Origin of the sequence: Desulfospira joergensenii DSM 10085 (genome assembly GCF_000420085.1) — a bacterium.
GTDB classification, from domain to species: Bacteria; Desulfobacterota; Desulfobacteria; order Desulfobacterales; family Desulfobacteraceae; genus Desulfospira; species Desulfospira joergensenii.
Genome location: NZ_ATUG01000001.1, coordinates 244,805 through 268,141, shown reverse-complemented (window position 1 = coordinate 268,141; position 23,337 = coordinate 244,805). Strand labels below are relative to the sequence as shown.

The following is a 23,337-nucleotide window of genomic DNA, read 5'->3' as shown; positions in this document are numbered from 1 at the left end:
CCTTAAAAGATCTATATATCACTTTCCAGTCTGATGCAGTTCCGGCCGCTGTTTTTCGCCAGATAAAGCGCCTTGTCGGAACGGGTTAGAATGGACCGAATTTCCTCTTTGGGCCGGAACCGGGCAATGCCGGCAGACACGGTCACGGAAAGGCCGGTTGCAACATCACTGAAGTCAATATCGGCAACCGTGCTGCGGATTCGCTCTGTGACGACCGCCGCTCCTTCCAGGTCGCTGTCTGCGGCAAGAAGTAAAAACTCCTCCCCGCCAAAGCGTGCAAAAAGGTCTGCATCCCTTATTACTTTCATGGTTTCCGAGGCAAAACGTTTCAGAACCACATCACCGATATGGTGCCCAAAAGTATCATTTACGGTTTTGAAATGGTCGATGTCAAAAAAGCAGACACTGAAGCCGTTTTTCCCACGATCGGACCGGGCCTTCTGCCGTTTGAGAAGGAGCATCATCTCCCGCCGGTTGATCAATCCGGTCAGTTCATCCGTGCTTGCCATCTGTTCCACCTGCTGCATGGTCTCGGCCAGCTTGGCATTGCGTCGGCGAAGCTTTGAACGCAGCCGGCTGATCTCGTTTCCAACCAGAGAAAAAGCAAGAATGGTCAGCATGAAAACCAGGGCGCCTATAATTTCATCCTTGGGTCGAATGGTTTCAGGATGGCTGGAATATACCAGCCCCATGACTGCGAAGTAACCGACTACGATCAATACGGCTATGGTTATATACTGGCGCGTCGTCATTTTGAAAGCACCAAAGATTAATATGAGAAGGAGAAAAGGCAGTATGAGAAGACGGAAGTCCGCCATAAAATAGAGAATGATCAGGGTGCAGAAGATTCCCCAGATCACCTGGGCCTGGGTCAGACTGGGGTCTGAAAAACGGCGGTTAAATCCGGTGCGGATCAAAAGATAAAAAACGATATGCCCGACCCACAGGCTGGCCAATAAAGCCAGGAAATCAATACCGGAAAGCCGGAATCCCCCGGCAAAGAACAGAATCACGGCAACAATGGACTGGAGGAGCGCACTGCCGATGGCCTGTAGTATCCGGTTGACCCTCAACTGCTGTTTTTTATCGCCATCAGGTATTAATTTTAGAAACATATACGCCCTAGGGACGATCACCTGTATTCGTTAATTGGCTCCCACAGCTTAATTTGCTGTTGCCTACACCCGATATTCTTCAAATTTTACGCACTTATTTTCTTTAGTTTCATAGGATAGGCGATTGGTTTTTGTCAAGCAGAGGAATTCATTTTTACCCTCCCGGAAAAGGCACAAAGGCTCCATCTTCTTCGTTATCAGGGGTTTGCGGTAGATGACTACAGCTTCAGCCCTGAGTGCCTCGGATATGAAACCCTTCTGATTTTTGCAATCTTGGGGTTACAAAAATGGTAAGTTCAGCCTATGGAATACAAAGGGATCAACAGAGATCTGAAGAAAGGAAAAATTCATCTGCCCAAAAGAGAGATGCAGGGATTCAATCGCCGGGAGAGAAACGCCAAAAGCCGGGGGATGATCCGGCTTTTGGCTTTAAACTTTAGCCTTTCGACTTAATCCATCTTCGGCCGGGGCAGGACCCCGGCCCTCTCGGCAATTTCCGGGACCATATGCTCCCATTCAATGGCCATCATGTGAACCCCGGCCACCCCTTCCATTTCCCTGAACTCCTCCACCTGCTCCAGGGCAAATTTGATCCCCTCTTCGGCCTGGTCTTTCTTTTCCACGCCCTTGAGGCGTTTGATCAGGTCCTGGGGGATGTCCATGCCCGGTACGAACTTGGACATGAAATTGGCCATGCCGGCGTTCTTCATGGGGGTAACCCCGGCCAGGATATAGCATTTCTCATGGAGTCCCATGTCCACGGCTTTTTTCATGAAATCCCGGAATTTTTCCATGTTGAATATGCACTGGGTCTGGATAAAGTCGGCCCCGGCTTCAATTTTTGTAGCCAAGCGAAAGACTCTATACTCATAGGGATCGGCAAAGGGGTTGCAGGCCGCTCCGATGAACATCTTCGGGGCCACATCGATCTCTTCGTCATTGAGGAATTTTTCCTCGTCCCGCATCTTTTTGACCATGGCGATGAGCTGCATGGAATCCAGATCATGGACGTTTTTGGCCTCGGGAAAGTTGCCGAAGCTCTGGTGGTCCCCGGAAAGGCAGAGCATGTTCCGGATCCCGAGAGCCCAGGCGCCCAGGATATCGCTGGTCATGGCCAGGCGGTTCCGGTCCCGGCAGACCATCTGGAAATTGGGCTCCAGCCCCTCTTCGATCATGAGGGCAGATCCCACCAGGGAGGACATCCTGACCACGGCGGTCTGGTTGTCCGTCATATTGACCGCATCCACATTCCCTTTGAGGTGGGCCAGCTTCTCTTTGAGATGGGCCACGTTGGCCCCCTTGGGAGGGCCGCATTCCCCTGTGAATGCGAAATGTCCGGCCTTGAGAACCTTTTCAAGGTTGCTGCCTGATTTGAGCTCACTCATATAAACCCCCTTTTTTTGATTCATGGATGAACAAAAAACCGCGTTTGGATGAAAACTAGATATTCCCTTCCACAAGCTCCTCTCTTATGCTTCTTCTGGGACCTCCGTCCCGGGCGGTTTTCCAGTTTTTGGGCGGTTTGATCCGGCTAAGATCTTCCAGCTTTCCCAGTTCCATTTTCTTTCTCACAATGGCGTCCCAGATGCATTCCGTGTCCTTGTTGATCTCGCAGACTCCCTTGGAGGATCCTCCGCAGGGCCCGTGAAGCAGGCTCTTGGCGCATCGGGCCACGGGGCAGAGTCCGCCGAAAAGATGGATGGCGCAGGTGCCGCAGCCGGCACAGCGCTCCTCCCAGATCCCGTGTTCCACGGCTCCCCCGAAAAAGGTGGTGTTCACGGCCGGATAAAACACCTGGTCCGGATACATTTCCGAAAGAAATTGGGGTCCCACGCCGCAGGCCATGGAAAGGACAGCCTCGTAGTCCCCGACCGTCTCACTGATCTGGGAGACATATTCATTGTCGCATTGCCGCTCCAGCACGAGGGTGTCAATGTCGATTTTTCTGCCGGCCTTTTTCCGGGCGATTTTCATGGATGAGGCCAGGATTTCCACCTCTTTGAGTCCCCCGACATTACAGACGGTTACACACCCCTTGCATCCGGTAATGAGGATTTTATGGTTCTCTTCCACCATCGCCAGTATCTCATCAAGAGACTTACGATCTGCAACTATCATTGGTCACCTCTATCTGTTTAAAGTCAAAAGCGTAAAGCCAAAAGTCGAAAGCTGGCTTTCCAATAACCCAATTGGCCTTGGGGCCACAAAAAATGTTGAAAGTATAAAGGCTTTCGATTTTAGAAGTTGGATTTTTGATTGGTGCCCGATGGGGCCTCCTCAAATTTAAAATCCGACTTCATAAATCAAAAATCCCCCTTCAGCCTTTTATATAAAAATCTTCTCATGCCGCATGGCTGCCGGTGACGGGTGTCGGGCCCAGTTCCCTGATCTTTTCCACCATTTCAGTGGCGATTTCCGCAAACCGGGCGCCCTGGGCCGATGAGAGGTTGTACATCTGGATCCGCTCCGGTTCCACACCGATTTCGTCCAGAATACGTCTCACGTAATTCACCTTTCTTCTGGCCTTGAGGTTTCCGGATATATAGTGGCATTCTCCTTCCAGGCAGCCGGCCACGTATACACCGTCTGCCCCGTCCTCAAAGGCGTTCATCAGGTGGATGATGTCCACACGTCCCGTGCAGGGCAGTTGAATGATCTTTATCTCGGAAGGATAGGACAATCTCATGGAACCTGCCAGGTCCCCTGCTGCATAGGCTCAATACTGGCAGCAGAACGCGATGATCCTGGGTTCGAAGTCTTTACTCATGGCTCTCTCCTTAATTATCCGTTCTCCATTATCAATTCTTCATCATGAAACAGGGCATCGGTTTTTGCGATGATCTGCTCGTCCGTGAAGTGGTTCAGCCGAATGGCCTTGCCCGGGCACTCGCCTACACAGGCCCCGCAGCCGTGGCATTCCGAGGGATCGATCTTGGCGTATCCGTCCTCGTGGATATAGGGGATGTCATAGGGGCAGGTCCTCACGCAGGTCAGGCAGACCGCACATTTTTCCGGGGTGACCTCGGCCACCACCCCGCCCACCATAAGGGAATCCCGGGACAGGATGGTCATGGCTCTGGCCACGGCGGCCCGGGCCTGGGCAATGCTTTCCTCCAGGGGTTTGGGATAGTGGGCAAGTCCGGCCACGAACAGGCCGTCAGAGGCAAAATCCACGGGTCTCAGCTTGGCATGGGCCTCCACCAGGAAGCCTTCGGCGTTCACCGGGACCTTGAACTTCTCAAACAGGCTGTGGTTGTCGCCGGGGGATATGCCCGAGGCCAGGACCACCAGGTCCGGATTGATGATCACCGGTACCTGGAGCACATGGTCCAGAACCGTGAACTCCAGTTCCTGGTTGGCGTTTTTTTTCAGCTCAGGCATCTTTTCCAGATCGTAGCGGATAAAGAGGATCCCGGCTTCCCTTGCCTCCTTGTACAGGTCCTCCCTGAACCCGTAGGAACGGATATCCCGGTAGACGATATAGACCCGTTTGCGGGGATCCATTTTTTTCAGGGCCAGGGCGCTTTTCAGGCTGTGGGTGCAGCAGATCTTGGAACAATAGGGATTTTCCTCGTTCCGGGATCCCACGCATTGGATGAAGATGATCTTTTTAGCGGTTTTAATGCGCGGGTCCTCCTCCCTCAGGGCCGCATCCATATCCAGATGGGTCAGGACGTTGGGCTCCTGCCCGTAGAGATACTCATCGGGCTTGAACTCCAGTCCCCCCGTTGCCAGGATGGCGGCGCCGTGTTCCACTGTCGACTCCCGGTCCCCCCCGTTTACGGATATGCAGGTGACGAAATTTCCCATGGACCCGGTGGTCGAGGTGACCTGGGAATCCAGGTAAAGGGAGATGGAGTTGTTGGCCCGGACCAGCTCCTCCAGGGAGTTTACGTACTCCTGGATGGGCTCTCCCTGCCAGGTGGCATTGAGCTGTTTTGCAATCCCCCCCAGGGTCCCGGTTTTTTCCACCAGGTGGACTTCTATCCCCTGGGAGGCTGCAGAAATAGCCGCCTCCATGCCCGAGACCCCCCCGCCGATGATCAGAACAGCCTTTTTAATGGGCAGGCTGACCTGGTGCAGGGGCTCGATGAACGCGGCCTTGGCCACGGCCATGCGGACCAGGTCCTTGGCCTTTTGGGTGGCCTTTTCCGGGTGGTTCATATGGACCCAGGTGTTCTGGTCCCGGATATTGGCCATTTCAAAAAGATACTTGTTCAGGCCTGCATCCCGGATGGTCTCCTGGAACAGGGGTTCGTGGGTTCTGGGGGAGCAGGCCGCCACAACCACCCTATTGAGGCCGTGTTCGGCAATCACCTCCTTCATGTGATCCTGGGAATCCTGGGAACAGGTAAAGAGTTTGTCCTCCACATGGACCACGTAGGGCAGGGTGGCGGCATAATCCCTCACCGCAGGAACATCGGCCACACCGCCGATGTTGATGCCGCAGTTGCAGACCCAGACCCCGATCCTGGGGGCCTGTCCTGAAAAATCGTTTTCAGGGGGCAGTTCCCGGGTCCGGGTCAGGCTCCACCTCTCCCCCGGCATGGCCATGGTGGCTGTGGCTGCCGCAGCAGAGGCTTCCATGACCGATGAGGGGATGTCCTTGGGCTCCTGGAAGGCCCCGCAGACATAGATCCCCTGCCTGGAGGTGTGGACCGGCAGCAGGTTGCGGGTTTCGGCAAATCCGTGTTCGTTGATCTCAACCCCGATCCGTTTGGCAAGTCCAATGGCATCTTTATTGGGGGCCAGTCCCACGGACAGGACCACCATGTCGAAGATCTCCTCCATGGTGTTGCCCGCCTCGCTGGCATAGACGATCCGGTATTTGTCTCCGGGCTCGGGAAATACGGAATGGATCCTGGACCGGATAAACCTCACCCCGGAGTTGTCCTGGGCCCGTATATTGTACTTGTCAAACTCCTTGCCATGGGTTCTCATGTCCATGAAGAAAATGGCCGTATCCAGGCTGCTCCCGGCATGCTCCTTGGCAATGACCGCCTGCTTGTTGGCGTACATGCAGCAGACCCCGGAGCAGTAGGAGTTATCCCCCTGGTTCATGTCCCTGGATCCCACGCACTGGATCCAGGCAATCTTTGAGGGCGGGGTATTGTCCGAGGGCCTGACCAGGTGGCCGGCATAGGGACCGGAAGCGGAGAGGATCCGTTCAAATTCCACGCTGGTCACCACATTGGGGCTGTGGCCGTAGCAGTAAGTGGTCATCTGGGTGGGCTCGAAGGGGGTGAATCCAGGCGACAGGATCACGGCCCCCACCGTAAGGGTATGGGTTTTTCCGGTCATGGAATGATCCACGGCATGGGCCAGGCAGGCATCCACACATTGGAGGCACTCGGAGCAGTACCCGCAGTTGAGGCACCGGGCCGCCTCCTTTTGCCCGTCTTCCCGGGCGTAACCCAGTTCCACCTCCTGGAAGTTGCCCTCCCGTTCAACCACGGCCAGTTCGGGCATCCTGCGGCGGTGTTCAACAGCCATGTCTTCGTGGACAGGGATGTACTCGGGATTCTCCTCCACGGCCCTTTGCCGGCCTTTTTCCATGTCAGCCCCGGTGAGATACCGGAACATGGACTCGGCCGCCTCCATGCCTGCGGCAATGGCGGCTATGGCCACGCCGGGACCGGTCTGGACATCTCCTCCGGCAAAGACGCCTTCCCTGTCCGTTGCCAGGGTCAGGGGGTTGACCTCGGTGGTGTCCCATTTGCTGATGTTCACACCGGCCAGTTTTTCCAGGGCTGAAACGTCGGGCCGCTGGCCGATGGCCGGGATGATCTGGTCGGTTTCGATTTCGTATTCGCTTCCCGGAACGGGCACGGGCCGCCTTCTTCCGGATGTATCGGGTTCTCCCAGCTCCATTTTGATCACCCGGACTGCCCTGACCCTGCCGTCCTCACCAAGGATCTCCTGGGGGGCGGCAAGATAGGTGATCTTCACGCCTTCATCTTCGGCTGCCCGGATCTCCTCTTCCCAGGCCGGCATCTCCTTCCGGGTTCTGCGGTAGAGAATGGTCACCTCGCCGGCTCCCAGGCGGATTGCGGAACGGGCCACGTCAATGGCCACGTTACCCCCGCCGATGATGCCGACTTTTTTACCCGTCTTTGTGGTGCCGGTAAGATTGAGTTCCCTTAGGAAATCCACACCCTGGCGGACGCCTTCAAGCTCTTCTCCGGGGATGCCGAGCTCAATTCCCTTGTGGGCGCCAAGGGCCAGGAACACGGAATCATAGCCGTTAGCCAGGAGTCCGTCCACGGTGATGTCCTTTCCCAGGCTCGTGTTCAGCTTTATCTCCACGCCCAGGTTGGTGACCACATCAATGTCTTTGTCCAGAACGTCCCTGGGCAGCCGGTGATCGGGAATGCCCACCCTCAGCATCCCCCCGGCCCGGGGAAGGGCCTCGAAGATGGTGGCGTCCACCCCTTTTCTGGCCAGATGGTATCCGGCAGACAGCCCGGCAGGGCCTGAGCCGATGATGGCCACCTTTTTATTGATCTTGGGGGCGCATGGGATTTCAATCTCCCGGGGATCAAAGCTGTCCGCTGCCAGCCGTTTCAGGTCCCGGATGGCCACGGGTTCGTCAACCTGGCACCTGCGGCAGGCATCCTCGCACTCATGGGGGCAGATCCGGCCCAGGACGCCCGGGAGGGGCAGCTGCTCCATGATGATTTCCAGGGATTCCTTGAATTTCCCCTCTTTGACCATCTGGACATAGCCCTGGACGTTCAGCCCGGCCGGGCAGGTCAGGCGGCAGGGGGCCCGGTCCTTTTTTTCAATGGCAAAGGCGCTGGGCATGGCCTGGGGGTAGAGCTTGAATGCGGCTTTACGGTTCTGCAGGTTTTCGTCAAACTCGCTGGGAAGCTCCACCGGGCAGATCTTGGTGCACTCCCCGCAGGCCGTGCATTTTTCAAGATCGATGAACCGGGGCGCCTGTTTCAGGGTGACGGTAAAATTTCCCTCCTCGCCGGAGACATCCTCTACCTCGGTCATGGTCAAAAGTTCGATATTGAGATGACGCCCCGCCTCCACCAGTTTGGGGGAGATAATGCACATGGAGCAGTCATTTGTCGGGAAAGTCTTGTCCAGTTGGGCCATGGTTCCTCCGATGGCCGTATCTTTGTCCACCAGGTATACCAGGAATCCTGAGTCTGCCAGATCAAGGGAGGCCTGAATGCCTGCAATACCGGCGCCGACAACCATGACGGATCCGTTTTGTTTGTTCGTCATTTGGCACCCTCCTTTTTTATAGTCCCACTTCGGCCAGGTCCGGCCCAAGATAGGTTCGTTCGGTTTCAGCCAGCATGCCCATGGCCAGGGCAATGATGGTCCACAGATGGACCACGTGGTATTCGGCCCCGTAATGATGTCCGATATCTTCGATCTGGCCGTGGCAATTGTGGCAGGGCGCGATCACATAAGATGCCTTGGTGGCCATGATCTGATTGTACTTTGTCCTGCCGAAGGCCTTTCTCTGGTCCGGGAATCCGGCCTGGAGGGCCCCGCCGCCTCCGCCGCAGCAGAAGTTGTTGTCCCGGTTGGGAACCGTGTCGATGAAGTTTTCTTCCCCCACCACGGTCTTGATCACAAAGCGCAGATCATCCACGATCTTATTGGATCCGCTTTTCCGGCCGATATTGCAGGGATCCTGTACCGTGAATTTAACACCCAGGTCCTTATTCCAGTCGGAGTTGACTTCTAGCTTTCCCTCCCGGATCCACTGGGCATAGAGCTCAATAATGGTGATGAGCTGAAATTTATGGGGAATCTTATACTTGCGCAATCCTTCCTGGATCGCAAAATAGGAGTGGCCTCATTCGGTATTGACCACCAGGGGACTTTTTAAATTATTGTCCACATGGAGGGCAAACTCCTCGATGATATACTTCCACCCCTCGTCGTCGGCCAGGAACATGCAGTAGTTTTCACCGGCCCACATGACCGAAGGGTAGGTCCAGTCGGCCCCCACCTTGTGAAGGATCTTCCATAGAGGGCCCATCTCCTCGGGCTCGGTCACGGGTTCCCGGGAGTTCTGGTTGAGCACCATGTTCGCACCCACCCGGTCCACAGTGACCTCAAGGTCTTCAAACCCCTCCTGTTCTTCCCGGATCTCTTCGGCCACGTCGAGTACGGTGAATTCAAAGTCCTCCTTGGCCGCTCCCATGGCGCTTCCGGTCCGGATGTGCTGGTCACAGGAGCCCAGGATTCCCCGGGGACGCTTTTCCCGGGGCACGGCCCGGCGGATATTATAGATCAGTTTGGGGATATTCACGTTCATGGGGCAGGCAAACAGGCACCGGGCGCACATGGAGCAGACCCAGATCCAGTGGGATTTTTTCACCTGTTCATCCATCCCCAGGTTGAGCATCCGGATCAGTTTTCTGGGATCCATGTCAAACTGCTCCGAAGCCGGGCATCCGCCCGTGCATGTCCCGCAGGTCAGGCACAGATCAAAGTTCCCGTCCGGCACCTTGTCCAGGACCTCTTCCTTGAACTCAATGTCGAGTTCGTCGATTTTAATCGCCTCTGCCATAACTTCCCCCTTATCGTAACTTTGCGGCGTTCAGGTAATCCACCAGATGGTCGGCACTGCCCATGGTGATGATATGAACTCCCTGGCAGACATCCCTGAGGTTTTTGATGGTATCGGCAAACAGATCCATGCTGGCCTTTTTCTTGTCCGGGGCCTGGGCAAGTTTCTGGATGACCCATTCCGGCACCAGTCCTGATTTGAAGTGGCGGTTCAGGAATTTTCCCATGCCGGCGGTTCTCAGGATCATGACCTCTGCAATCACCGGGACCTTGAATGGGTCCACCTGTTTCATGAATTTGGCAAACTGCTCAACGTCAAAGATGGGTGTGGTTAAAAAATAACCGGTTCCCACGTTGATCATGTCCTCCATCTCCTCCATGCCTTTTTTGGGCATGTTTTTCCCCCAGGGCGTTTCCACGCCCGAGCCCAGGAGGAACTCAGCCCTGGCTTCCAGCTCCTTGCCTTCAATGGTCATCCCTTTTTTCAGGTGGTCCAGGACAGAGCCCAGTTTTCCCGAGTCCACGTGGAAGAACATGGTCTCCTGGAGGGAATCTCCGGTGATCCTGTAGTCTTCGGTAAATACCAGCAGGTTGTCCACACCGGTTTCATGGGCCTGGGTCAGGTCCTTCTGGAGCTGGTACCGGTTTTTATCCCGGGTGGTGGTCTGGTAAATGGCGTTGAAATTGTTTGCCTTCAGAAGGGAACAGGACTTAATGGTATCTGAAACCACCCCTTCCAGTTCCATTTCCTGGATGGACACCCCGTCCACCCGGCCCTTGACGCGGCCCAGGCTCTCAACCAGGTGCTCGGGCTCTTCATCGCCCATGGGAACCTGGATTTCCGAGGTGACAACAAATCTTTTCTTCTCGAGGGATTCTTTTAAATTCATGATCTGCCTCCTTTTTTATTTAAGTTCCAGCAGTTCGGCCACTTGATCCTTTAGCTGCGTCAGGGGCAAGGGTTTTGACAGACAGAGATCTGCGCCATACTCTTTCATCCGGGCAAATTTGTCATCATCCAGGTAGGCGGATAACACCACTATTTTAATGTGGTTGGTCTTGGGGTTTTCCTTGATTTTTTTGCAGACATCATACCCTTTGATATCCGGCATCATGATATCAAGGATCAAAAGATCCGGAAGGAAATGGTTGACCTGGAGGCCGGCTTCAAAACCGTCCGATGCGGAAAGGACCTCGTAGTCAAATTCGTCCTCTTCCAGGGCCTGGACAATGGATTCCACGATGATCATGTCGTCGTCTACCACCAGGATCTTTTTATGGGTTCCCTGGCTTTCCTGGTCGGGAATGGGGATGCCCTGATCCAGCATAAAGGCCTCAAGATCGGATTTTTTAATCCTGCGGTGGCCGCCCACAGTCTTGTAGGCCTTGATGTGGCCGGCCTCCACCCAGTTGATGATGGTTTTAGACGAGACATTACAATACTTGCTTGCGGTGAATACGGTTAACGTATCTTTCATGACTCCTCCTTATTGAATATGGAAGAGGCCAAAGCAGAAGTCAAAAATGTCCAGGATCGGAATCAGGCCTCTTGCATGGTTATTATTTTTCCCATGGCAGGACCGCAATTCAAAAAATCCGGATCAATTGGAATGGAGAATAGATGAACAATCGATAGGGTGAGGGTGAACTTGAATTCTCAATAGAGATTTACCTTTAGTTATTTTAGATATTTTAAAAAATATAGTTTGTCAATAAAAAAATATAAATAAAATAGATATAATAAATAAAATAACTATACAGATAGAATCGAGATCCCTGCGGGACAGCGGATTGGCGCCTGGAAAAAGATTCTGTTGTAAATTTTGCAGGAGAGAGTTATTTAAAGAAAACTCGATGATATTTCGTTAAAGTTCCGCCATTTCATGGAAGAACCCATGTGATTTGTCACCATCTCAAAAGTTTTAGAAGCATCTGTCCTTTGAAAGTCTTTAATTTGAATGTATTCGGGCACTGGCACATAATCTGCTTTTATCCGCTTCAGCCAAAATCGTTAAATCAAAATCAGGAGAGGGGAGAATGAACGATATTCAGTTTAAAAAATGGATGGGGGTGTGCTGGGCAACGATGGTGTTGATCTGGTTGACCGGCGGGACCGCAATGGGGCAGGATCCGCAGATGACAGGGCTGCCCGAACTGACCCGGGAAGAGCTCCAGTGGCAGAACAGACACATGCTCAAGGTTAAAAAGGTAAAGTTGAACCGTATAGGCCTGGAACGGATTAATCGGTGGCGGGCGAAAAAGGGGAAAAATCGTCTGGACGAGAGACAGCATCCGGTTTCCGGAACAGGCAAGGAACTTGAGGTCACCCTGGGCGTCGCCACCACTTCAGACACCTTGTCCGACCTGCCCGAGGCCGACATCCCGGCCGGAGTTGACAATAGTCGGCTCAAGTACTTTCCGCCCATCCGGTCCCAGGGATCCTTGAATTCCTGCGGGGTTTTCAGCGGAACCTACTATGCCATGACCCACATGTATGCCATGGCAAACGACGTGGATGTAAAAACCGGGGGAGACGGAACACAACTCAGCCCCAAGTGGACCTACAATATGGTCAACGGCGGAACCAATTCCGGCACCTGGTATTACTGGGCTTACGAAATCGGCCAGAAGCACGGTGTCGCCACTTGGGAGGAGTTTCCCTATGATTCCAATTACAGGGCATGGAACCTGAATCCGGAGACCTGGGAGGATGCGCTGTACCGCAGGTTCGACCAGTACGGATACGTGGCCAACACCCATCTGGAACCAGGGCTGGAACAGGTTAAGCAGATGCTTTTAAACGGGTATGTCCTCAACATCGCCACCTATATTTATTCCTGGAACTGGCAGACCATCTCCGATGATCCCTCCACAACTGAGGATGACGGATTCGTTGGGAAACGCTGCGTATCATGGGTCAACGGGACCTCGGGCTATCATGCCATGGCCGTGGTGGGATATAATGACGATATCTGGGTGGATATCAACAACGATCAGGTGGTGGACCCCGGCGAAAAAGGTGCGTTCAGGATCGCCAACTCCTGGGGAACCGGATGGGGAGAGGCCGGCTACGCCTGGATGTCCTATGATGCATTGAGAACCTTGTCCGCAGTTTCCGGAGGACCCTCCACAGGCCGGATATCCGGCTGGTATCCGACACGGGCCCACTGGGTAACGGCCAGGTCCGGATATGAGCCCCGGCTCATGGCGGAATTTACCCTGAATCATGCCAAGCGGGACCAGCTCAGAATGACCCTGGGGGTTTCAGACATTGACCAGTCCATTCCTTCCGTGACCTGGATCCCGGAGATGATCTATAACCAGGGCGGGGCCTATGGGTTCAGCGGCACAACCACAGCCGTGGACGGTACCTTTGTCTTTGATCTGACCGATCTTGTGCCGTCCGACGGGGGGCTGAAAACCTATTACCTGGGATTTCAGGATGATACGGCCGGAGATGAGGCGGTATTAAAGTCATTCGCCCTCATTGACCCGGTCAGCGGATATGTCCGGACCGAGAGCCTGGATTCACCCCAGACCATAGACGGGACAAAGGTCTACGGGACGGTGGCCTACGATTATTCGGACGGGAATCAAAGCCCCACAGCAATAGCCCAGGCGTCTGCTCTGTCCGGTCAGGTGCCCTTCAAGGTTTCATTTGACGGATCAGATTCGTCTGATCCGGACGGCAGCATTGTCCAATATCACTGGGGTTTCGGTGACGGGACCTCCCAGGAAGGCGCCGTGGTAGATCACCTTTACGAAACCCCGGGAGCCTATGTTGCGGTCCTCACCGTTACCGATGACCAGGGGGCAATGGACCAGGCTCAGATAAATATAGAAGTGGTTCCGGATCCCTTAAAAATTGTCTTTGTATCCCAGATCCAGGCGTCTCTGGAAACAGTGTTGTCCGGCAAATTTGTCCGGGTCAGGGTACAGATTCTAGATTCGGACATGAATCCCGTGGCCGGAGCCCTGGTCCAGGGGGAGTGGTCCGGCCTGGTTTTCGGTGAATCATCCGGTACAACTCTGGAAGACGGAATTGTTGAGTTTCTATCCCAGGAAACAGAAGAATCCGGGGATATCGTCTTTCGGGTCACCTTGGTAACAGCATCTGGCTATACCTATGATTCTTCATTGAACACCATGTCAAACATCACCCAGTCCATTGAAGAAACTGTCAATCAGGCACCCGTAGTCGTTATAACGGCGACTCCGCTGGACGGAACGGCTCCTCTGGAAGTCATTTTTGACGGAAGCGGATCCTGGGACTATGACGGCACCATTGTTTCCTATGAGTGGGATTTTGGCGATGGAACCTTTGGTTCAGGGCCTTCCCTGACATATGAATATGAGACTGCCGGAACTTACAAGGTAATTCTGACTGTGACCGATGATCTGGGGGCATCCCGGTCAGATTCTGTCAACATCACGGTGACGTCCGGCCTGGAATCATCCATACATGTCTCTGACATTTCCATGGAGATCATCTGGGTCAGGAAAAAATTTTCTGCTGCTGCAACCGTTATAGTCATGGATGAAAGCGGTATTCCACTTGAAAACGTCACGGTATCGGGAGAGTGGGGCGGCCTGGTTTCCGGAGATCAGTCCGGGACGACCGATGCCAGCGGCACAGTCAGATTTATCTCCAGGAAAGCCAGAAGATCCGGTACCTTTATTTTCACCGTGACCGGCCTCAGTCTTCCGGGGTACATCTATGCTCCGGATGAGAATATCCTGACCAGTGGGGCTGTGGATACCCCGTAAGCCTTTATCTCCCTGCCCGGGAAAATCCCGGGCAGGAATTTTTTATCAGGAACTGCAGGAGAGCATGGAGCACCCGGGCTTGTTCCGGGCCCATTCCGGCCGCTTTTCGGCGAATTCCTCCCGGCCCGGCGGGTCGTCGTAGGGCCTGCGCACCACATCCAGCAGTTCGTGGATCCGGGAATAATCCCCGGCTTCCGCCTTTTCAATGGCGATCTGGGCCAGGTAGTTTCTCAGGACATATGCGGGGTTGACCCGGTTCATCCGATTTTTTTTCTCTTCATGGGAAACCCCGTCTTCTGCCAGCCTTTTCTGATATCTGGCCAGCTAGGCATGGAGCCGGGCCGTGTAATCGGGGGGGATCTGTTCCGGCCGGTAGTAGACATCCGCCAGGAATTCTGGAATCTGATCCCTGTCCGGAGCCGGGCCCGTATCCAGCCGGGCCAGGTTCCTGAAAAACAGGGTGTAGTCGGTTTCCACAAGGGCCAGAAGATCGAGAAGACCGGAAATCAGGTCCGGATCTCTTTCAGAGTCAAGCTGTTTCAGGCCGAGCTTTTTTGCCATCATCTTCTTATGTTGACGGCCGTAGTATTCAATGGTGTCATCCAGTGCCTCCTGGAGGGGTTCAGCCTGTTTGATCACAGGGAAAAGGGCGTTGGCCAGCTGTCCCAGGTTCCAGAGGGCGATCTGGGGCTGGTTTTTAAAGCAGTATCTCCGGCCGGCGGCATCCGTGGTGTTGGGCGTCCAGGAAGGAGTATAGTCCTCCAGCCAGCCGTAGGGTCCGTAATCAATGGTCAGCCCCAGGATGGACATGTTGTCCGTGTTCATGACCCCGTGGACAAACCCCACCCGGATCCAGTCCACGATCATATCCATGGTCCGGGCGCAGATCTCCCGGAACCAGGTTTCATAAATGTCCCGGGAATCCCGGTTCAAATGGGGGAAATCCGTTTCAATGGTGTAATCCATGAGTTGCTTGAGAAGATCGGTCTCTTCCTGGGCCGCCAGGATCTGGAAATTCCCGAACCGGGTAAAGGAGGGGGAAATCCGGCAGACCACGGCCCCGGGCTCCATCCGGGGATGGCCGTCATAGAACATGTCCCGTTCTACTTCTTCCCCGGTCAGGGTCAGGCTCAGGGCCCGGGTGGTGGCGACTCCCAGGTGGAACATGGCCTCGCTGCATAAAAATTCCCGGATGGACGATCTTAAGACCGTCAGGCCGTCGGCCCTCCTCGAGTAGGGCGTGGGGCCGGCCCCTTTGAGCTGGATCATCCAGCGTTCATCTTTGTTATTGATGATCTCACCCAGGTTGATGGCCCGGCCGTCCCCCAGCTGACCCGCCCAGGTCCCGAACTGATGCCCTCCGTAGCACATGGCAAAGGGGTCCATGCCCGGCAGAATCCGGTTTCCCGTGAATACCTCCGTGAAAAGTTCGGATCGGCAGGTCTCTTCATCCAGGTCCAGGGATCGGGCTGCTTCCCGGGAAAAGGCCACTAATTGGGGATCAGAAACCGGTGTGGGAGCTACCCTGGAATAGCAGGCGCCCAAAACCTGGCGCCGGAAATTGTCCGGTTCCAAATCGCCGGGCAGTTCCCGGACAAACCGGTTGTCATATGGGAGAAGATTCAGCAGGGAAGATTCTCTGTTGGGTGTCATGGCTCTCCTTTCGATGAAGGTCTGTGTGTTTGTCCCGGCTAACAATATAAGCATGGTTTTGGATTCTACCAGGCAAAAGATGAGGAGGTGCCTTGCTGTATGAATTATTTTCAAGAGGTGTTATGAAAATAATGAGTTTTGTTCATGTTTGTTTTTTTGGTACTAGGAGAATTGGTAAAGATCTTTTCAATCAACAGGATTACAGGAGGGAAACCATGTCCAATGGAATGTATAAAATTACAAAGCCTGAAAATGAACAGGTATTGTCCTATCTGCCGGGCAGTCCGGAAAAAATGGAACTCAAGAAATGCTTGGAGAGGATGATTTCCGATCCCGTTGAGATTCCCCTGATCATCAACGGCAGGGAGATCCGGACCGGAATTACAGGTACCTGCATTGTTCCCCATGAGAAATCCAGGATTCTGGCCACCTTTCACAAGGCAGGTCCCCGGGAGATTGAGATGGCCATTCAGGCTTCCCTGGATGCCAAGAAGAAATGGATGGCCATGGACTGGGATCATCGCCTGGCCGTGTTCCTGAAGGCTGCCGAATTGATATCCGGAAAGTGGCGCCAAATTTTGAATGCCGCCACCATGCTGGGACAGAGCAAGACGGTTTATGAAGCCGATGCCGACTCTGCCTGTGAGCTCATGGATTTTTTCCGGTTTAATGCCTATTATGTCCGGCAGTTGCTGGAAGAGCAGCCCCGGTGCAGCAAGGGCATGTTCAACCGGATTGAGTACCGTCCCCTGGAAGGCTTTGTCTTTGCCGTGACTCCTTTTAATTTTACGGCCATTGGAGGAAATTTGCCCACATCCCCTGCCATGAGCGGCAATACAATTGTCTGGAAGCCGGCCTCCACCGCAGTTCTCTCCAACTATTACGTGATGAAGCTGCTCCAGGAAGCCGGACTCCCGGATGGGGTGATTAATTTTATCCCGGGGGATGGAAGTATTGTCGGCCCTGCAGTCACGGCCCATCCCATGCTGGCCGGTATCCATTTTACCGGCTCCACCGCCACCTTCAACTCCCTGTGGAAAAGCGTTGCCAAAAACCTGGAGACCTATCGCAGTTATCCAAGGATTGTCGGGGAAACCGGGGGAAAAGATTTCCTGTTTGCCCATGCTTCTGCCGATTCTGTCAGCCTTGTCCATGCAATTATCGGCGGGGGATTTTCCTACCAGGGGCAAAAATGTTCGGCCACCTCCCGGGTCTATATCCCCCAAAGCCTCTGGAACCAGGTCAGGCAGGGGCTGGAAAAGGAGATGGCAGATCTCAAAACCGGGGATGTGGAGGATTTCACCCATTACATGGGGGCGGTAATTGATCAAAAGGCCTTTGACACGATTTCTTCCTATATTGACAGGGCCAGATCCTCTGAAAAAGCAGAGATCCTTATGGGCGGCAATTGTGATGATTCCCAGGGCTTTTTTGTATCTCCTACAATCATTGAGACATCTGATCCCCATTTTATCACCATGGAAGAGGAAATTTTCGGACCTGTGGTTACGGTCTTTGTTTATGAGGATGGGGATTTTGAAAAAACCCTTGATCTGTGCGAATCCACGTCTCCCTATGCCCTGACCGGAGCCGTGTTTGCCCGGGACCGGGAGGTCATCCAGGAGGTTGAAAAACGCCTGGCCTATTCTGCCGGGAATCTTTATATCAACGACAAAACCACGGGTGCCTTTGTCGGCCTCCAGCCCTTTGGCGGGGCAAGGGCCTCGGGCACCAACGAAAAGGTAGGTTCCAAACAGAATATTTCCCGGTGGATGAGTCCCCGGACCATCAAAGAGAATTTTAATCCGGCCAAGGATTATCGGCTGCCTCTCATGGAGGAAGCCTGATCGGAAATTCAGCGGCAGGAAACCACCTGGGGCCCTGCCGCAAACCCTTTTATACAGGGCAGGGGAGGCTCTGAAAATCTTTTCCAGCCTGTTCCGGCGGCAATTATTTTTATTGAATTGCCGGAAACATCATATTAAGGATTGAAGCCCCGGGGAATTATCGATAGAATGCCCGCCATGAACGATCCGCTGCCACAACGATATGCCGGAAGGGCCAGTGTCAACACCATCCGGGAGGTGTTTGACTATATCCGAAGGTACAGAGGAAAGACCTTTGTCCTGAAACTGGATGATGGTCTGATTGGCCATCCTCTTTTTCCCCTGCTGATGAAGGATATTGTCCAGCTCCATGATATCGGAATCTCTCTGATCCTCGTGATGGGTACTAGGACCGCCATCGAGAAGCATCTGGCCAAGGCCGGCCTCCATACAAAAATGGTCAATGGAATCCGGATTACTCCCCGGGCGGCCATGGACCATATAAAGCTGGCAGCCATGGAAGTGGTCCAGACCATCATCTCCCACTTGTCTGCCGGCCAGGCCAACGGAATAATGGGAAACTGGATCCGGGCAAGATCCCTGGGAGTCTGCCGGGGCGTGGATTTTGAATACACGGGCCATGTAGAAAAAATCCAGTCCGATATTATCCATAAGCTTATGGGCCAGGACTTCATCCCCATCCTTTACAATATCGGAATGAACGCCCTGGGAGACGGATATAACCTCAATTCAGACCAGATTGCCCGGCAGGTCTGCATGGATTTATCCGTTGAAAAGCTCTTTTTTATCCGGGCCCAGGATGCCATTCCAGGGGCCGGCCTGTTGCTCCCGCCGGGAAGCCAGGTCCACCCGGACGGAGAAATCGTCTCCAATATGGATATTGACCAGGTCGGATTCATGCTGGACCGGAATAAAAAGAGCCTGAATCCGGAAAACCAGACCCTGCTGGGGTACGCAAAAGAGGTGATTGACCGGCCGGGCGGAGTCAAACGGGTCCATATCATTGACGGGAGAAAAGAGGGGCGGCTGCTGCAGGAGGTCTTCTCCAGCATCGGCGGCGGCACATTGATCTATGGCAATCAATATGCCCATATCCGCCGGGCCACACTTGAGGATATCCCCGAGATCCTTCGTCTGTTGGACGGGTACGTACAAAAAGGCAATCTGATCATGCGCACCGCCTTGGATATCCGGCACCGGATCCATGCCTACCACATTTACGCGGTGGACCACGCCGTATATGGTTGCGGCGCTCTCTATGAGTATGGAAACGGCTGGGGAGAAATCGGTGCCGTTGCCGTAAACGAGGATTATAAATCCAAAGGAATCGGAAGGGGACTGGTCCAATTTCTCATCCAAAAGGCCAGGGAAAAGAAAATTAAGACCCTTTTCCTTCTCACAACCCAGGCGGCAGACTGGTTTTTTGAGTTCGGCTTTGTCTGGGCGGATCCCGCAGATCTACCCGAATCCCATCGGCAGAGATACAACCTGGAGCGGAACTCAAGGGTGCTCTTTCTTACACTTCAGGGTATCTCCAATAATTAGGATTTTGGTTTGAGTTCAAGGCGCATGAAAATTTTAACCGGAGGAATATACTTAATATTTCGAGGATTAAAATTTTCATGCAACGAAGAAATCGGGCCAAAAGACCATTATTAGAGGTGGCCTTCAATATTAACCCTGGATTTTTTTCGCATTTACCGTCTGTTTTATACTATTGCATATTACCGGTTCCCGTATTAGCATAGCTTAGGGAACAAAGGCATTGGATATCATTCAAGAACAATTTTAAAGAAAATGAATGGAATGGCGCTATGCTGAAACAGGTAAACAACATCATCAACTCGATGGATGTGAAACTGGACAGGGAAGATGCAGAATCAAAGGCCCTTTCCATTTATAAACTGGGACTGGAAGCCCTGGATATCCTCGTGGATCTGGGCCGGCAAACCCTTGACAGGGAAATGGATGCCCAGAAAAAGAAAAAGAGGCTCAGGGCGGTCATATTTTCCATTTCAATTTTTGCAGCAAATGAAAAGTCTTTGCCTGCCAAAGCATTCCGTCATATAGACTTGTCCGGCCTGCTTTATGAGCTTTCCATCGGCGGATATCCGTCTGCGGCCAAGGTGCTTCACAGCATGAATATTGCCGAGGCAGAAGTACAAAAAGAGATCCTGTTATCTTTGCCCATCGTTGATAAACATACCCATGACAAGGAAGTATCCTTATACGAGGCCATTGAAGAGATTAAACTGGGCAGATCCCTTTCCGGGCGGGAAAGACTTACCCCGGAGTTTTATTATATCGGCAGGGATGGGAAATATGATTATGAACTGCATAGAATCGGGAAAAAATTGTTTGCCTTGAGGCAGCGTAAACTGTCAATCTAAATCCGTCCAAGACCTCTCTAAACCCTACAGGCAAATATAAGTCGCATACACGGTCCATAGGATTCCAGCGGCGATTTATCTTTTGCATTTTACGAGAAACTTGGTTATCTTGGGGAAAGTTTTCAAAAGCCTAATTTGTGAGTAGAGTCATTAGATGAAAAATTCGCCTTGCCAATCAATTCAATGGTTGTATTCTCTTGTCCTTCTCATGCTTTTTCCCTTTGCCTCCCTGGCTGCCGACGGAGCCGAGATCAAGAATGTTTTAATTATCCACAGCTATCACAGGGGACTTGGATGGACAGACAGTGTTGCACGGGGAATCGACGAAATTTTGTTCCAAAGCGATGTTCAGATCGAAACGTTCACCGAGTATATGGATACCAAGAGAATTTTTCATCAAAAATATCTTGATGATTTGACATTGTTTTTAAAAGACAAATACGCCAAAAGGAAATTGGATGTAATCATCTCCTCGGATGACCATGCATTCCAATTTCTTCTAAACCATCATGAGGACATCTTTTCCGGCATCCCGGTGGTTTTTTGCGGTGTGAATTATTTCAAAGATGAATTTATCAGTTCAACCCCATATTTTACAGGCGTTGTGGAATCTTTCAGTATTCAGGGTACCATCGAGGCGGCCCTGGCAATACACCCTGAATTGAAAAAGATCTATTCGGTTGTGGATCAAACCGTATCCGGAAAGGCTACTTTGAAATCCATGAAATCGATCATCCCCAAATATGGGAATAAAATCAAGTTCATTACCATCACCGACATGGACATGACGGGAGTGATGAATGAAGTCGGTCATCTGCCGACTGACAGCATGGTTTTCCTCTGTGCGTTCACCTCGGATAAGTCCGGAAACACTTTTTCCCTGGAGCGGTCCGCCGATTTGATCACAATGGCAAGCAATCGTCCTGTCTACAGCTCCTGGGATTTTTTTCTTAACCATGGCATCGTCGGAGGGATGATGACCACCGGGTTCTCACAGGGAACTACTGCGGCGGAATTGGCTCTGCAAATCATTCATGGAGAAAATCCCAGGGACATTCCCGTCGTTAAAAAAAGCCCCAATCATTATATTTTCGATTACACAGTCCTTGAGAAATTTGATATTCCAATGGAGAATCTGCCGGCCGGCAGCACGATTATCAATCGCCCCCATTCCTTTTATGAGGACCATAAGCCGGCTATGTGGAGTATTCTGGCCTCCTTTGCCGTTCTATTGGGTTTTATCGTCCTCCTTTCGGTAAATATCCTTCGCCGCCGCCGGATAGAAAAGGAGCTGGTAAAACATCGGGATCATCTGGAAGAACTTGTTCAAGAACGGACTTGTGAACTGACGGATTCGAACAAAGCACTGAAAGACAGTGAAGAAAGGTATCGATGCCTGTCCGACGCCTCCCTTGAAGGAATCGTCATATCAGCCCAGGGCTCTGTTATTGAAGTAAACAATGCGGCAGCTGAGATGTTCGGATATCCGGACCAGGAAGCCCTTGGTATGGAGTCAACCAGGTTTATCGCCCAAGACAGACGGGAAGAGGTTCAGAACAAGATCTTATCCGGTTTTGACAAGGCCTATGAAACCGTCGGGCTAAAGAAAGATGGAAGCCAATTCCCTATTGAAGTACAGTCCAGAGTGTTTTCATACAAGGGAATACCGGTCCGTGGAACGGCCATTCGGGATCTGACCCGGCAGAAAAAGGCCGAGGAAGAGATAAAGGAACTGCGGGGGCTATTGCCCATATGTTCCAATTGTAAAAAAATCCGGGATGAAAAAGGATATTGGAATCAATTGGAAACCTATATCGAAAAACGTTCCGATGCTGCATTCAGCCATGGCTTGTGCCCGGAATGTTCCGATAAATTTTATGGGAATGAAGCCTGGTATAAAAAAGCGAAAAAAAAGCAGGAAAACCAAAGATAAAACGGCCTTATCCACCTTCCTGTAAAATTCAGAAAAATTCAGATATAAAAGCCCGGCTTCTTCCCCGGAGCCCTTGCCAAACCCGTAAAATCCGGTCATCTGGAATATCCCAAGGCCTTGTATGTCAAGCCGGAGGCCTTCCACCCTGATTTATATAACCGAAAAGCACTTGTTTCTCATGGGCCTTGAACTCAAACCCAAATTCTGATTATCAGAGATACCTTAAAGACAGCAAATTAATCCGGGTTTTTAGCAAATAAGTCCAAGCAATAAAAAATAGATCATGATATCGATGCCTGAAACCGAAAAGGCTGCATCTGAGGTAAAACAGGATGGAAAGCCTCGGTTCTTTTGCCTTCCAGGCCGAACAACCGGGTTGCCGATTGAGTCAAACCGTATTCTATGGGGAGGTGGTGCATGTATCACACGATTTTTTAATATATGAGTCTTTGGTTAGCAAAGCAGGTCCTGATTTAGTGAAACTGCCGGAAATCATTAAAAGGATTTGCCGCTGTCCGGTGTTTTTCGACCATCTGCTCTTCTTTACTTGCCAGATAAATAGTGGTAAGACATTTTAGATGATCAATTTAAAGATTCGGAGTAATTTGTCATGATTGACAAGGGTTTTAAACCAAAGAAAGTCAAACTCTTTCCAGGCTGCGCAGATGAGAAGGGGTTCTCTTTTCTTGAACTCATGGTGGTCGTGGTTATCCTGGGAATTCTGGCCACCTATATCGCCCCCAGGTTCATGGGGCGGACAGACGATGCAAAAATTGTCAAGGCCAAGGTGGACATCGCCTCCCTGGACACCGCACTTAAGCTTTATAAGCTGGACAGCGGTTCCTATCCCACCACGGAGCAGGGACTTCTGGCACTGATTGAGAAGCCCTCCACCGAGCCCATTCCTTCCAATTGGAATGAAAAGGGGTACCTGGAAAAGAAAAGGGTCCCCAAAGACCCCTGGGGAAAGGAGTATCTCTATCTGTCCCCGGGTGTCCATGACGACTATGACTTGATCAGCTACGGAGCGGACGGTGCACCGGGCGGCGAGGGAAAAAACAAGGATATAAACAGCTGGGAACTTGAATAGACTT

16 protein-coding genes are annotated in these 23,337 nt (G+C 52.4%); 6 read left to right on the top strand and 10 right to left on the bottom strand.

Annotation, left to right across the window (positions count from 1 at the left end; translation table 11 throughout):
- Positions 1 to 11: 11 nt before the first annotated feature.
- From F608_RS0101255 to F608_RS0101210, 8 genes are all read right to left on the bottom strand, one after another.
- Entirely contained in the window at positions 12 to 1,115 is a 1,104-nt protein-coding gene (locus tag F608_RS0101255; protein ID WP_022663795.1) for a GGDEF domain-containing protein, read from the bottom strand.
- A gap of 449 nt (positions 1,116 to 1,564) precedes the next feature.
- Positions 1,565 to 2,500, bottom strand: a complete 936-nt coding sequence (locus F608_RS0101245; protein ID WP_022663793.1) for a methylenetetrahydrofolate reductase — start codon at positions 2,498 to 2,500, stop codon at positions 1,565 to 1,567.
- A 55-nt stretch (positions 2,501 to 2,555) separates the two neighbouring features.
- A complete protein-coding gene (locus F608_RS0101240; protein WP_027362351.1) occupies positions 2,556 to 3,233 on the bottom strand; it encodes a methylenetetrahydrofolate reductase C-terminal domain-containing protein in 678 nt (225 codons plus the stop codon).
- Positions 3,234 to 3,456: 223 nt separating this feature from the next.
- Entirely contained in the window at positions 3,457 to 3,882 is a 426-nt protein-coding gene (locus F608_RS0101235) for a hydrogenase iron-sulfur subunit (protein ID WP_167332200.1), read from the bottom strand.
- 14 nt (positions 3,883 to 3,896) lie between these two features.
- Positions 3,897 to 8,351 (bottom strand): FAD-dependent oxidoreductase, encoded by a 4,455-nt coding sequence (locus F608_RS0101230; RefSeq protein WP_022663791.1) that lies wholly within the window; start codon positions 8,349 to 8,351, stop codon positions 3,897 to 3,899.
- A 16-nt stretch (positions 8,352 to 8,367) separates the two neighbouring features.
- Entirely contained in the window at positions 8,368 to 9,654 is a 1,287-nt protein-coding gene (locus tag F608_RS35545) for a (Fe-S)-binding protein (protein WP_084680946.1), read from the bottom strand.
- Positions 9,655 to 9,664: 10 nt separating this feature from the next.
- On the bottom strand, positions 9,665 to 10,543 hold the full coding sequence (locus F608_RS0101215) for a methylenetetrahydrofolate reductase (protein ID WP_022663790.1): 879 nt from the start codon (positions 10,541 to 10,543) through the stop codon (positions 9,665 to 9,667).
- A gap of 15 nt (positions 10,544 to 10,558) precedes the next feature.
- Positions 10,559 to 11,131 (bottom strand): response regulator, encoded by a 573-nt coding sequence (locus F608_RS0101210; RefSeq protein ID WP_022663789.1) that lies wholly within the window; start codon positions 11,129 to 11,131, stop codon positions 10,559 to 10,561.
- Positions 11,132 to 11,690: 559 nt separating this feature from the next.
- On the opposite strand from F608_RS0101210, the gene F608_RS0101200 reads away from it, so the two are divergent.
- The gene (locus tag F608_RS0101200; protein ID WP_022663787.1) at positions 11,691 to 14,420 is read left to right on the top strand and encodes a PKD domain-containing protein; all 2,730 of its coding nucleotides are present in this window, start codon (positions 11,691 to 11,693) and stop codon (positions 14,418 to 14,420) included.
- Positions 14,421 to 14,465: 45 nt separating this feature from the next.
- Here F608_RS0101200 and F608_RS37440 read toward each other — a convergent pair whose 3' ends face one another.
- On the bottom strand, positions 14,466 to 14,681 hold the full coding sequence (locus tag F608_RS37440) for a hypothetical protein (protein WP_244154222.1): 216 nt from the start codon (positions 14,679 to 14,681) through the stop codon (positions 14,466 to 14,468).
- A 63-nt stretch (positions 14,682 to 14,744) separates the two neighbouring features.
- Entirely contained in the window at positions 14,745 to 16,073 is a 1,329-nt protein-coding gene (locus tag F608_RS34075) for a protein adenylyltransferase SelO (RefSeq protein ID WP_244154221.1), read from the bottom strand.
- A 215-nt stretch (positions 16,074 to 16,288) separates the two neighbouring features.
- Between F608_RS34075 and pruA the strand changes: the two genes are divergently transcribed.
- The 5 genes from pruA (at position 16,289) to gspG (ending at position 23,333) form a co-directional block, all read left to right on the top strand.
- Positions 16,289 to 17,920: an L-glutamate gamma-semialdehyde dehydrogenase gene (gene pruA / locus F608_RS0101190; protein WP_022663786.1), complete on the top strand. Its 1,632-nt coding sequence runs from the start codon at positions 16,289 to 16,291 to the stop codon at positions 17,918 to 17,920.
- A 177-nt stretch (positions 17,921 to 18,097) separates the two neighbouring features.
- Positions 18,098 to 19,465 carry an amino-acid N-acetyltransferase gene (argA, locus tag F608_RS30330; RefSeq protein WP_161626801.1) on the top strand — a complete coding sequence of 456 codons (1,368 nt, stop codon included), beginning with the start codon at positions 18,098 to 18,100 and terminating at the stop codon, positions 19,463 to 19,465.
- 269 nt (positions 19,466 to 19,734) lie between these two features.
- The gene (locus F608_RS0101180) at positions 19,735 to 20,310 is read left to right on the top strand and encodes a hypothetical protein (protein ID WP_022663784.1); all 576 of its coding nucleotides are present in this window, start codon (positions 19,735 to 19,737) and stop codon (positions 20,308 to 20,310) included.
- A gap of 154 nt (positions 20,311 to 20,464) precedes the next feature.
- On the top strand, positions 20,465 to 22,243 hold the full coding sequence (locus tag F608_RS0101175) for an ABC transporter substrate binding protein (RefSeq protein ID WP_084680945.1): 1,779 nt from the start codon (positions 20,465 to 20,467) through the stop codon (positions 22,241 to 22,243).
- 610 nt (positions 22,244 to 22,853) lie between these two features.
- The gene (gene gspG / locus F608_RS0101165) at positions 22,854 to 23,333 is read left to right on the top strand and encodes a type II secretion system major pseudopilin GspG (RefSeq protein ID WP_022663782.1); all 480 of its coding nucleotides are present in this window, start codon (positions 22,854 to 22,856) and stop codon (positions 23,331 to 23,333) included.
- The last annotated feature ends 4 nt before the right edge of the window (positions 23,334 to 23,337 follow it).